General features: G+C 61.3%; 7 protein-coding genes, 1 tRNA gene and 1 pseudogene. 4 read left to right on the top strand and 5 right to left on the bottom strand.

All coding sequences use genetic code 11. The features are described 5' to 3' along the window. Nucleotides 1-125: 125 nt before the first annotated feature. The 5 genes and pseudogenes from ACQ7JA_RS21670 to ACQ7JA_RS21650 all read right to left on the bottom strand — a co-directional run. A pseudogene (locus ACQ7JA_RS21670) lies at nt 126-1553 on the bottom strand (IS1182 family transposase); the annotation flags it as partial. 229 nt (nt 1554-1782) lie between these two features. Then, nucleotides 1783-1858, bottom strand: a tRNA-Lys gene (locus tag ACQ7JA_RS21665). 63 nt (nt 1859-1921) lie between these two features. Next, the gene (locus tag ACQ7JA_RS21660; RefSeq protein WP_430901609.1) at nt 1922-3565 is read right to left on the bottom strand and encodes a GspE/PulE family protein; all 1644 of its coding nucleotides are present in this window, start codon (nt 3563-3565) and stop codon (nt 1922-1924) included. Between the two features lie 196 nt (nt 3566-3761). Then, nucleotides 3762-4544, bottom strand: coding sequence for a spermidine synthase (locus ACQ7JA_RS21655; protein ID WP_430901601.1), 783 nt, complete (start codon nt 4542-4544; stop codon nt 3762-3764). A 126-nt stretch (nt 4545-4670) separates the two neighbouring features. Beyond that, nucleotides 4671-5192, bottom strand: a complete 522-nt coding sequence (locus tag ACQ7JA_RS21650; RefSeq protein ID WP_430901599.1) for a glycine zipper 2TM domain-containing protein — start codon at nt 5190-5192, stop codon at nt 4671-4673. A 420-nt stretch (nt 5193-5612) separates the two neighbouring features. Here ACQ7JA_RS21650 and ACQ7JA_RS21645 point away from each other — a divergent pair, with 420 nt between their 5' ends. The 4 genes from ACQ7JA_RS21645 to ACQ7JA_RS21630 all read left to right on the top strand — a co-directional run bounded on the left by ACQ7JA_RS21645 (nt 5613) and on the right by ACQ7JA_RS21630 (nt 9401). Further along, a complete protein-coding gene (locus tag ACQ7JA_RS21645; RefSeq protein WP_430901597.1) occupies nt 5613-6032 on the top strand; it encodes a barstar family protein in 420 nt (139 codons plus the stop codon). A gap of 71 nt (nt 6033-6103) precedes the next feature. Beyond that, nucleotides 6104-6736: a phosphoribosylglycinamide formyltransferase gene (purN, locus tag ACQ7JA_RS21640; protein ID WP_430901595.1), complete on the top strand. Its 633-nt coding sequence runs from the start codon at nt 6104-6106 to the stop codon at nt 6734-6736. 13 nt (nt 6737-6749) lie between these two features. Next, complete coding sequence (locus tag ACQ7JA_RS21635) at nt 6750-8069, top strand: RsmB/NOP family class I SAM-dependent RNA methyltransferase (protein WP_430901593.1); 1320 nt, start codon at nt 6750-6752, stop codon at nt 8067-8069. 9 nt (nt 8070-8078) lie between these two features. Next, nucleotides 8079-9401 (top strand): mechanosensitive ion channel family protein, encoded by a 1323-nt coding sequence (locus tag ACQ7JA_RS21630; protein ID WP_430901591.1) that lies wholly within the window; start codon nt 8079-8081, stop codon nt 9399-9401. Nucleotides 9402-9484 lie beyond the last annotated feature (83 nt).

Below are 9484 nucleotides of genomic sequence, written 5' to 3'. Positions count from 1 at the left end.
GGCTTCGGTTAATTGTGGAGTGCCAGGAAGGGCTGTGGCGCCTCCTTACCTCTGCCCGACACGTTCGGCAGTTCGAGCAAAGGAAGCCGCCAGAGCAAGCTAAAACACTGCAGAAAACGGGCATAGGCCCGGATCGCAGCCAACATGTCGGTGATACCGAGTACCGCTATCAATCTCCGAAAATTATAGGCGAGCACGTGCAGGCTCATCTCGGTTGCAACGCCCTCCAATCCTTTCGTCAGGAAGTGTGTCGCCCCCATCCAAGATTTGACCGTCCCGTACGGATGCTCGACTGAGGAACGCCGAATTCGCATGGCATCAGGGTTTTGCTCAAGGTGCATCTGCATCTCGTCGAGCACATGCTGGTGCTCCCAGCGGGACACTCGCCGTTGCGTACTCGGCGTGCACTTCTCCTTCAGCTGGCAAGCCTTGCGGTTAGAGCCCCAGTACCGGTCCAGCTTCATGCCTTTTTCGACGCTTGAAAAACGCCATATCAGGGACTCGCCTGCTGGGCAGCGATACTCGTTTTCTAATGGGTCGTAAATGAAGTCGGCCTTGTCGAATCGGCCGTCAGCCTTGGCCCCTGAGGTTTTCGTAGGAGGCACCAAGACTGAGATGCCAGCCTCATGACAGGCAAGGATTTCTTCTCCCTTGAAGTAGCCGCGATCGGCAATTGCCGTCAGTGTTGTCTTGCCAATTGCGGCACGGGCCTTCTTCGCCATGCCTGACAATTGGTCGCGGTCGCTGCCGTTATTGGTCACCTCATGCTCAACGATCAAATGATGCTTGGCGTCGATTGCGGTCTGCACGTTGTAGCCAACAATTCCTGAACCGCGCGTCATCATCGAGCGCGAGTCCGGGTCGGTAAGTGAAATCTGCGTTTCGCCAGTCTCTATCAGCTTCGCTTCAATTTCCTTGAGCGTCGCCATCTGAGATTTCATCGCTGCGATCTTGTCGTTGAGACGAACGCTTTTGCACTGTGCAGTGGCCGGCTCCTGCCGGTCAGCGGTATCGAGTTCTGCCAGATAGCGACCGATGTTCGCTTCGATCTCTGCCATCCTGCGCTTGAGTTTTGCGTCGGTAAAATTCCGATCGCTGCTGTTGACGGCCTTGAATTTGCTGCCGTCGATAGCAACGACTGCATCCGAAAACAGATCCAGCTGCTGGCACAGCACGACGAACTGCCTGCAGACCTTGCCGATCGCTTTGCCGTTATCTTTTCGGAAGTTCGCAATCGTTTTGAAATCGGGCGCTAGGCGCCCGGTAAGCCACATCAGCTCGACATTGCGCTGGGCCTCACGCTCAAGCCGCCGGCTCGATTGAATGCGATTGAGGTAGCCGTAAATGTAGAGCTTGAGCAGAACAGCGGGATGGTAAGCCGGTCGTCCAGTCTTGGCCGGGTGCACGCGCTCGAATCCGAGACTGCAAAGATCAAGTTCTTCGACAAATACATCGACCACACGAACCGCATTATCCTGAGCCACGTAATCGTCCAAAAGTTCAGGGAGCAGTGTCCCTTGCCCACGATTTTCGCCTTCGATAAATCGCTTCATTTGGAACCCCAGTGATGAGATACTTACTCAACGTTTACCGAGCCGAGTTCGTTTACATCGGCCTACGTTTTTACACAGCCTGGGTCGATAGCGGACGTACACCTGCACAACTCGTTCGCTATGAGGTCTGTCGCTTGGCTAGCGCTTATTCGAAGATAATTGCTTTGAAAGCACAAAACAAAAACGGCGTCATGATCGCTCATGACGCCGTTTCTGCTACAACTAATTCTGGTAGGCCGTGCTGGGCTCGAACCAGCGACCAACGGATTAAAAGTCCGCTGCTCTACCAACTGAGCTAACGACCCGAAAGAGGCAGCATTATAGCCGGCAGTTTGGGTTTGCGCTAGTGCTACCTGAGCAATTCGCGATCAGACTAGCGCGGCGGTGACCTTCAGCACCTCATCGGCCGTCGTCACCCCCTCGACAACCTTCATCGCACCGGCAATCCGCAGCGGCTTCATGCCATCCGCCACGCTCTGCTGGCGCAGCTTCTGGATGTCGCCGGACTCGCGCACGATGTGCGCAAACCCTTCGCTCACCGTCAGCAGCTCGTAGATGCCGGTACGGCCCCGGTAGCCCGTCTGCCGGCATTCCGGACAGCCGATGGGCCGGTACACAGTCGCCGGCTTCGGGATATTCCATGCGCCGCCGATGCTCTGCCATACCTCGTCGCTCAGCTCTCCTCCCGGCGCCTTGCAATCGGGGCAGAGCGTACGCACCAGGCGCTGGGCCATAATGCCAATCAGGGTTGCTTCCAGCAGATAATCCGGCACCCCCAGCTCGATCAAACGCACGACCGCCGATGGTGCGTCGTTCGTGTGCAAGGTCGAAAACACCAGGTGCCCGGTCAGCGCCGCCTGGATCGCCATTTCCGCCGTGGGCAGATCGCGAATCTCGCCCACCATGATGATGTCCGGGTCTTGCCGCATCAGCGCGCGCACGCCATCGGCAAACGACAGATCGATCCCCGGCTGCACCTGCATCTGGTTGAACGAGGCCTCGACCATTTCAATCGGGTCTTCCACGGTACAGACATTCACTTCGCTGGTCGCCAAGGCCTTCAGCGTTGTGTACAGCGTCGTCGTCTTGCCCGAACCCGTGGGGCCGGTCACAAGGATGATCCCGTGCGGCCGATTGGTCAGCGCATCCCAGCGCGCTGCATCGTCCGGCGGAAAGCCCAGCTCCGGCAGCGTCTTCACGACCACTTCCGGATCGAAGATACGCATGACGAGCTTTTCGCCAAACGCCGTCGGCAGCGTCGACAGACGCAGTTCCACTTCCTGCCCGCCCGCGGTCCGGGTCTTGATGCGACCATCCTGGGGCCGCCGCTTCTCGATCACGTCCATCCGGCCAAGTAGCTTGATGCGCGCCGTCATGGCGATCATGACGACCGCCGGCACCTGATACACCTGATGCAGCACGCCGTCGATGCGGAAGCGGATCACCGCGAATTCGCGTTTCGGTTCCAGGTGAATATCGGATGCGCGCTGTTCGAAGGCATAACCCCACAGCCAGTCGACAATGTTAACGATGTGCTGGTCATTCGCATCGAACTGCTTGTTCGCCTTGCCCAGCTCGACCAGCTGTTCGAAGTTGTTCCGCATCGCCAGGTCTTGCCCGGTATTGCGGTTGGCGTCGCGGATCGATTTGGCCAGGCTGAAGAACTGCGAAATGTACTGGGCGATATCGAGCGGATTGGCCAGCACCAGTTCGATCTTGCGGCGCGAGATCTTGGCGATTTCCGCTTCCCATTCGGTATTCGCCGGGTCGGCCGTCGCGACGACCAGCGTCGAACCGCTCATTTCCACCGGCAGGATATTGAAGCGCGCCGCATAGCTGGCCGACATCACGTCCGCCACCTTGGTGAAATCGATCTTCAGCGGATCGATGCGGATGAAGGGCAGGCCGACCTTGGTTGCACACCACTCGGTCAGTACGTCCAGGGTCAACAAACGATGCGGTGGCTGGGCGGAGACCAGCTTGCACTGGGCCACAGCCGTCAGCGGATGCATCGAGCCCGCGGCATTCTTCAGGATCCCCTGGGCCTGCGCGAACTGGGCTTTGACGTTTTCCTTGGTGACGATGCCGTCGGCCAGCAGCCACGAGAAAATGGACTGCAGGTCGAGCGTGCGCAGGCGCGGGGCCTTGGCAGCGGTGGCGGGTGGGACGGCATGCGTGTTCACGTTCAGCTCCCGGTGGGATAGAAGTTCAGGCGGCGGCGAGGATGCCCTTGACCCAGGATTTCGCCGGCAATTTCGTCTCGGCGACGATCTGCGCAGCGCGTGCTGCCAGCGCTTCCTTGTCGATCACCGGACGATCACGGAAGCATAGCGCCACCACATTGCCCTCGTGGACTTCCGGCAGGCAGATCACGTGCCCGAAGGCGAACTTCATCGCCTTGATGTTCTTGGCAAAGCTCGGGTGGTCGCCGAACAGGTTGACCGTCATGATGCCGCCGTCGGCCAGGCAGTCCTTGCAGGCCTGGTAGAACTCGGGCGTGTCGAGCACCGGCCCGCGCGCGGTAGCGTCGTACAGGTCGCATTGCAGCACGTCGAAGGCGCCATGGTTGGCGGGATCGAGGACGAAGTCCATCGCATCCATCTCGAGCACGTCCAGGCGTTCATCGAGGGGCGGCAGCTTGAACATCGAATTGCAAATGGCGATGACCGATTCATTGAGCTCGACGGCAGTCACCGTCGATTCCGGGAACTGGCGATAGCAGAACTTGGTCAATGTGGCAGCACCGAGGCCGAGCTGCGCGATGGCCCGCGGCATTTCGATGAACAGCATCCAGGCCATCATCTGCTGCGCGTACTCGAGTTCCGGCCAATCCGGCTTGCGGATGCGCATTGCGCCCTGCACCCACTCGGTGCCGAAATGGAGGTAGCGGACGCCGTCCTGCTCGGACAGCGTGACAGGAGCGAACTTGGGCTTGCGCGCGGGACGGCGCGAGGATTCGGCCTGTTCGATGGATTTGCGTTTGATGAGCATAGGGCGACCTGGTTGAATCGCCCTATTATCGGGGGAGGGGTTCCCGCAGCGCAAGCACGGGCTTGCGCCGCGGTTTCCGTTCACGCCGGGACGCTGGGTCCCGGCGCAAAGAGAAATGGCAAGAGATTAATAAGCGTCGAGCGGCTGCACCGAGACGCGCAGGCGCACGCGGTTGCCCGGGTCGCGGTTCATCAGCGACGTGTAGGTCTGGCCGCGGTACTCGTAGGTCACGTCGTAGCCATTCGTGCGCGACTCGTAGGCGTCGACCACGCGGCACTGGCGCACGGCCTGCTCCTGCACGCCTTGCGGACGGTTGGCGTTCTCCGAGCGGTCGCCGATCATGGCGCCGGCAATCGCGCCGGCCGCCGTCGCGGCGACACGGCCGCTGCCGCTGCCGACCTGGTTGCCCAGCAGGCCGCCGACGACACCGCCGACAATGCCGCCGCCGACGCCGCGTTGCTGCTGCACCGGCACCTGCACATATTCGGTACGGCATTCTTCACGCGGCGTGCGGATCTGTTCGACGCGCGGCTGGACGCGGACGACGCGGCCGAAATCTTCAAATTCAGAGTACGACGTCTGGGCCTGGGCCAACGGCAGGGCGCTGATGCCCAGTGTGGCGATGATCAGTTTGACGTTCAGGTTCATGGTCTACCTCGCAATGGAGTTCGTATCGGGGCGATCTTTTCGTCGTCTGGCGGGGTTGGGAGCCGACCGGACTTTCATGTCTCCTATGGTAATCCCATCTCAGGTAACGCTCGAATCCCGGTGGCAACAAAATGTAACAGGGACGGCCTGCCGGAAGCCGCCTTGCCAGAATGGCAGAGCTGTCGAAAAGGGGCATATCCGGGCCTATGCACCCCTACCAATTCTTACAAATGAGATTCCTGAGATCACATTTGGGTTGCTTCCCATACCACAAAACGTTACCCTTACACACTAAGGGGTTTATTGGCGCGTGGAAACGATAGTCGGGAGAGAAAAGACAGGCGGATGCCAACCGCCACCAGGCGTGGCGCCCGAAAGTTCAGTGCCACATGACATCGAGCTGGTCATCTTGAGGAAAAAATGAGTTTGTTGATGAGAGTGCCGCCCAATCTTGTGCAGTCGATCCGCGCGTTCCGCGTCGCCGAGCTGCAGCAGGAGGCTGCGCGCCTCGGTCATCACTTCCTGTATGCGCATTGCGCAAATACCCTGACCAAACAACAAGTCTGCGCCCGTATCGGCGAAAACTTCTATTTCCCCAAACCTTGCAGCAAGAATTTCGATGCCCTGCGTACCTGCCTGACCGAGACCGTCAGCGAAGCAGGACCGCAGCCGGGTTTCCTCGTCGTCCTCGAACAACTGCCCAGCGCACAGAAATTCGACAAGGAAGCGCGCGAGAACCTGCTCGACGTGTTCCGCGACGCAGCCGAATTCTGGGCCGAGAAGAAAGTCCCCTTCCGCGTATTCTACTCCTTCGCCATTCCCGCGACGGATACCATCTAGGCCGCATCCGGGCAGGCTTCCAGGCCTCGCCGGCGACGATTGCCGACCGGCGATACGGTACAATGCCGGCTATGAAAAACATCGTGATCCTCATTTCCGGCCGTGGCAGCAATATGGAAGCGGTCGTGCGCGCGGCGGAAAGCCAGGGATGGCCGGCCCGCATCGCGGCGGTGATCAGCAATAAACCGGAAGCCAAGGGCCTGGAATTCGCCCGTGCCCGTGGCATCCCGACGGCCGTGGTGGCGAACAAGGAATACTCCTCCCGCGCCGAGTTCGATGCGGCCCTGCAGGAAGCCATCGACCGGTTCGCCCCCGACCTGGTCGTGCTGGCCGGTTTCATGCGCATCCTGACCGCGCCCTTCGTGGAACATTATGAGGGCCGCATGCTGAATATCCACCCTTCGCTGCTGCCGCTGTTCCCGGGCCTCGGCACGCACCAGCAGGCGCTGGACGCCGGCGAGAAGGAACACGGCGCGACCGTCCACTTCGTTACCGCCGAGCTCGACCATGGGCCGGTCGTGGCGCAGGCCCGGGTGCCGGTGCTGCCGGGCGATACCGAGGACACCTTGTCTGCCCGCGTGCTGGTCGAGGAACACAAGCTCTACCCGCATGCGGTGCGCCTCTTCGTCGAAGACAGGCTCAAGATTGAAAACGGTGAAGTGCGCATCCTGGACGATGCGCCCGCCGAAACCACAAGCATTTAAACTAAGGAACACCATGAGATTGCCTCCAGCGATCATCGCCAATACCGAAGAAGTATTGCGCGAGATCCTGCGCTTCACGTCGCCCGCCGACGTCACCCTGTCGCGCTACTTCAAGGACCACCCCCGTTTCGGCGGCCGCGAACGCGGCGTCATCGCCGAGGCCGTGTATGCCGTGCTGCGCAACAAATCCTTCTTCACCGATTTCGCCGGCGCCGGTAATACGCCCTCGATGCGTAAGCTGGCCCTGCTGGGCCTGGCCGAAACCGCCGGCATCGACGCCCTGGGCGGCCTGAGCGAGGACGAGACCCACCTCCTTACCCGTGTCAAGGAAGTCGACCGTTCCCTGCTGCCGCCGCAGACCCAGGCAAACCTGCCGGGCTGGCTGTACGACAAGCTGGTAGCCCAGTTCGGCGAACAGGAAGCGCTGCAACTGGCCGCGGTCCTGAACACCCCGGCGCCGCTGGACCTGCGCGTCAACTCCATCAAGGCCAACCGCGACGATGTGATCGCCGAGCTGGCCAAGGCCCCGATCGCGGCTGAGCCGATGCCGTATGCGCCGCTGGGCCTGCGCGTCCTGAAAAAGCCTGCGCTGCAGAACCTGCCGCTGTTCAAGGAAGGCGCCATCGAGGTGCAGGACGAAGGCAGCCAGGTGCTGGCACAAATCGTCGGTGCGCGCCGCGGCGAGATGGTGGTCGACTTCTGCGCGGGCGCCGGCGGCAAGACCCTGGCGCTGGGAGCGACCATGCGCAACACCGGCCGCCTGTACGCCTTCGACGTCTCGGACAAGCGCCTGGCCAAGCTGAAACCGCGCATGGCGCGTAGCGGCTTGTCGAACGTGCATCCGGTGCTGATCGCGCACGAGCGCGACGCCAAGATCAAGCGCCTGGCCGGCAAGATCGACCGCGTGCTGGTCGACGCGCCCTGCAGCGGCCTGGGCACCCTGCGCCGCAATCCGGACGTCAAGTGGCGCCAGAAGCCGGAAGCCGTTGCCGAGATGCAGGAAAAGCAGGCCTCGATCCTGGACGGCGCCGCGCGCCTGGTGAAAACCGGCGGCCGCCTCGTGTACGCCACCTGCAGCCTGCTGAACGAAGAGAACGACGTCATCGTCGAGCAATTCCTGTCCACCCATCCAGACTTCGAGCTGGTGCCGATGAACCAGGTGCTGGAAGAGCAGAAGATCCCGCTGGAAATGGATCAGTATCTCAAGATGCTGCCGCACAAGCACCAGACCGACGGTTTCTTCGCCGCCGTGCTGCAGCGCAAGGCAAAGGCAAAAGCGCCTGCCGTGGAGTCGCCGGCCGACGCGTCGGAAATCCCGCAAGCAGAGGAATAACGCCGACACATGCCGCTCCAGCAACTGCTGGCCGACCTGCTCGGCGACATCCACCAGCCTGCCATCCTGTGGCAGGCGCTCGCGATCGTCCTGTGCGTGGCGGTCGGCTGGGGCCTGGCGCGGCTGATGCACCGTTCCTGGCTGCATAACCGTGAACACACCGGCCTGATCGGGCTGGGCATGGGGAGCTTCAGCCGCGTGCTGCCGCCGTTGCTGATCTTCGGCCTGCTGGTAACGACGCGCGCCGTGATGGCGCGCTACCAGAGCGTGCACCTGCTCGACGTGGCGGTGCCGCTGTCGTCTTCGCTGGCGGTGATCCGCACCGTCTTCTACCTGCTGCGCCGCGTCTTCGCACGCCGCGGGCAACTGGGCGAAGCACTGCAAACCTTCGAGAAGATCTTCGCGCTCGTGGTCTGGCTGGGCGTGGCGCTTCACATCACGGGCGTGCTGCCGGATGTGATCCGCATCTTCGACAACACCTTCCTCCCGGTCGGGAAGCACAAGATCAGCCTGGCGGACCTCGTGGAAGGCATCGTGTCCATCGTGGTGCTCATGATGCTGGCCATGTGGGCCGGCGCCGCGCTGGAAGAGCGCCTCATGAAGGTCGAGCGCATGCATAGCTCGCTCAAGGTCGTACTGGCGCGCATGAGCCGTGCCGTACTGATCCTTGTTGCCGTGCTGTTCAGCCTCTCGCTGGCAGGGCTCGATCTCACCGTGTTGTCCGTCTTCGGCGGCGCGCTCGGCGTCGGCCTCGGTCTCGGCATGCAGCGTATTGCCAGTAACTATGTTTCCGGGTTCATCATTCTGCTGGAACGCAGCCTGACCATCGGCGACCCGATCACCATCGACAAGTATTCCGGCAAGGTCGCGCGCATCAATACGCGCTACACGGTGCTGCGCAGCACCGACGGCACCCAGACCCTGCTGCCGAACGAAATGCTGATTACCGGCGTCGTGCTGAACCAGTCTTCCACCAACCGCAATGTGCGTGCGGTGACGAAACTGACGGTGTCCTACGACAGCGACCTGTCTGTCGTGATGCCGCTGCTGGAAGCCCAACCCAAGGGCGTGCCGCGCGTGCTCGAGGCGCCGGCCCCGAACGTGCTGCTGAACGCCTTTGCTGCCGACGGCTACGAGCTCGAAGTCGGCTTCTGGCTGGGCGATCCGGAGAACGGGCAGGGCGGGCCGATTTCGGACGTCAACAAGAAAATCTATGCCCTGGTCGAATCCGGTCAGATAAAACTTGGTCATCCGTCTATTGATACGCGCCTACTCGATGCGCATATAACATCAGTTGTGGCGCGTACTCCAAATATGGGCGAATCACAGTGAAATAGGGCACTTGAACATGCCGTGCGTCACTGGAACCGCGTAAAATGATCGGTTGCGGGCCGTCGCCAACGAAACGACGTGCC

This window comes from Massilia sp. BKSP1R2A-1 (assembly GCF_050586525.1).
GTDB lineage: Bacteria > Pseudomonadota > Gammaproteobacteria > Burkholderiales > Burkholderiaceae_D > Telluria.
This window is presented reverse-complemented; position numbering and strand designations above follow the sequence as displayed.